Source organism: Peptoniphilus sp., assembly GCF_050943655.1.
Lineage (GTDB): Bacteria > Bacillota > Clostridia > Tissierellales > Peptoniphilaceae > Peptoniphilus_A.
The window spans coordinates 1-3,175 of the sequence record NZ_JBMNPQ010000113.1 but is presented as its reverse complement, the minus strand read 5'-3'; the positions used below and the strand labels follow the sequence as shown (position 1 = coordinate 3,175).

General features: G+C 32.5%; 2 protein-coding genes. Both read left to right on the top strand.

From position 1 onward, the window contains the following. The first annotated feature begins 844 nt into the window (after window positions 1-844). Window positions 845-2,116 carry an ATP-binding protein gene (locus ACOX6R_RS07705; protein WP_433448917.1) on the top strand — a complete coding sequence of 424 codons (1,272 nt, stop codon included), beginning with the start codon at window positions 845-847 and terminating at the stop codon, window positions 2,114-2,116. Between the two features lie 49 nt (window positions 2,117-2,165). After that, on the top strand, window positions 2,166-3,175 hold a 1,010-nt coding region (locus tag ACOX6R_RS07700; RefSeq protein ID WP_433448915.1), incomplete at its 3' end, for an SIR2 family protein.

Here is a 3,175-nt window from a genome sequence, read left to right as displayed (position 1 = left end):
ATCCAGACGCATATAGGCGTGGGTTATAGAATGCTAAAAATATAACCTCTCAACAAGTTTTCTTGAGTTTTAGTCGAGGGATCTGCACCTTAAGAAGAAACAACCTAATCGTTTTAATTAAGAAACTTTCCGGAGAATTAAAAAATAGAACAAAAATAGAAAAAACGAAAAAAGATATGTCAGAGGAACCGACAGGGGACCGCTAGGCCAAGTGACGCTTTCCTGACATATCCTTTTTTCTATTAATAAGAATTTAGAAAAAATTTAGAACAGTCATAACTTAAACTCCTCGCAACCTTCCCACTCGTCATCCCATCGAGCCACAACCTACATATCCAAACACAACATCCCCATCCGTCATCTTGAGCGAAAGAAAATTCGCAAGAATTTTCTGAAGTCGAAAGATCTGCAAAGTAATCTAGCGAGACCTAATCGTCTTAACGAAATAACGTAAAGGAGAAAAACACCAAACCTCTATCTAATCAAGACGACAGCACATCGCTCCCACGACCCTACAGATCCTTCGACTCACTTCGTTCGCTCAGGATGACGCCCCCGCACTCCGTCATCTTGAGCGGAAAAAATCCGACAGGATTTTTGAAGTCGAAAGATCTGCAAAGTAATCTAGCGAGACCTTATCGTCTTAACCAAACAACGCAAAGAGCATAACTATAACCATCGAAAAATAACCTAAGCACTTGTCGTCACCTTTTCCCGTCATCCCTCTAAAGCTACAACCTATATATCCAAATACTTGAATAATTCATGGCCAAATACTTGAATAATTCATAGCCAAACACTTGAATTAATGATAAGATAAATACAGTAAAGAATGGAGGTAAAAATGGAAGGATATCTACCAAGAGTTACAGATAAATTATTAAGAGATAGATTAAATGCAAAAGGAGCAGTTTTAATTGAGGGTCCTAAATGGTGTGGTAAAACAACTACAGCAAAGCAAATAGCAAAGAGTTTTATTTCAATGGATAGACCTGATATGAGCAGGCAATATCAACAAATGGCTGAAATCTCACCAAATACATTATTAGAAGGAGAAACACCTAGACTTATTGATGAATGGCAGATAGCACCAAATTTATGGAATGCAGTACGTTATGAAGTAGATAATAGAAATGAATTCGGTCAATTTATATTAACAGGATCAGCAGTTCCAGAAATGTTTGATGAATTTATGCATACAGGAACTGGAAGAATATCAAGACTCTTGATGCGACCTATGAGTTTATACGAATCAAAAGATTCAAATGGTCAAGTTTCATTGAAAGATTTATTTGAAGCTAAAAATATATCTGCAACAGATCAAACTACATTTGAAGAAATAGCTTTTTTAATTTGTAGAGGTGGCTGGCCAAAATCAATCGGACTAGATGAGAAACCAGCTCTATTCCAAGCAATAGATTATTATGATGCCGTTGTTTCCACGGATATAAGTCGAGTGGACTTAGTAAAAAGAGACAAAGAAAAAGCAAAAAGATTACTAAAGTCTTACGCAAGGCATGTAGGAACACAAAGCTCCCTTGAAACAATTAGGAAAGATATGCTATCTAATCAAGCAGATACTTTTGACCAAGTTACCCTATATTCATATCTTGATGCGTTAAAAAAAATATTTGTAATAGAAGATTCACCTGCATGGAATCCAAACTTAAGATCAAAAACAGCTATTCGAACTACTGATACAAGATATTTTTCAGATCCATCAATAGCTAGTGCAGCTTTAGGAATAGGGCCAAAAGATTTATTAGAAGATTTAAACACCATGGGATTTCTATTTGAAAATTTGTGTATTCGTGACTTAAGAATTTATGCTGATAATTTAGATGGAACAGTTTATCATTATAGAGATAAACATGGATTAGAATGTGATGCAGTAATTCATTTAAGAAATGGAAATTACGGACTTGTTGAAATAAAACTTGGAGGAGATAAATCAATAGAAGAAGGAGCAGAAACATTAAAAACATTAGCAGAAAAGATTGACACAAACAATATGCCTAAACCATCATTTATGGCCGTATTATGTGCTGTAGCACCATTTGCGTATAAGAGAAAAGATAATGTTTATGTAATACCAATTGCTAATCTAAAGCCATAACAAATGATATAAATTAAATTAATATTTATAAAATAGGAGAGAAAAAATAATGTTAATTAATAATATTGATTATCCAGATGAACTAGTAGAAGCAATACAAAATAATAAGTTAGTAATATTTGCTGGCGCTGGTGTTTCAATGGGAGCACCAACTAGTCTTCCAAGTTTTGCTGAATTATCGGACCAAATTTTTAAATTAACGAATATTGATAGATTAGAAAACGAGGCAGAAGAACAATATTTGGGAAGAGTAAATGATTTAGGGCATACTGTTCAAAAATATGTTTGTGAGATTTTAAATAACAAAAATTTAAATCCTAATTTTTATCATAAGACTTTGATTGAATTATTCAGTAATAATGATGTAAAAATTGTTACAACAAATTATGACTTAATGTTCGAGAAGTCTTTAGGAGAATGTAATGTGGACATATATTCCTATCCTGCATTGCCGCATGGAGATAAAATAAAAGGCATAATCCATTTACATGGTAATGTGCTTAAAAGTGAGGACATAGTTTTAACAGATGCAGATTTTGGTAAAGCATATATGTACTATAAAAATGCTACAAATTTTTTAAAACAACTTTTTGAATCTGATTACATAATACTTTTTGTTGGATATAGTTATAGTGATATAGTATTGAAATATTTTACGAAAGCTTTGCCTGCATTACCAAATAATAAAAGATTTATTTTTGCCAACGAATCTCAAGTCGAAGAATTTACCATGATGGGGCTCACGCCACTAGTTTATAAAGATGGAGATTATGAACAGATTTATAGTTCAATATCTAGATTGTCTAAACTTGTTAATAGAGATGAAAATAGGTGGAATGTGAGGCTAATGGAATTAGCAGAACTCATTCCAAATAAGTTAAATGAGGAATTTAATTATGAAATAAAACAAATTTTTAATAATGTGCATTTTCAAACTAGATTTCTTAAAACAATTAAGAATAAAGCATGGGCTGTATATCTTTTTGAAATGGGATATTTTGATGATATTTTTTCAACAAATCAGTTAAAAGATTCTTCTATTAAAAGAGTTGAGTGGTT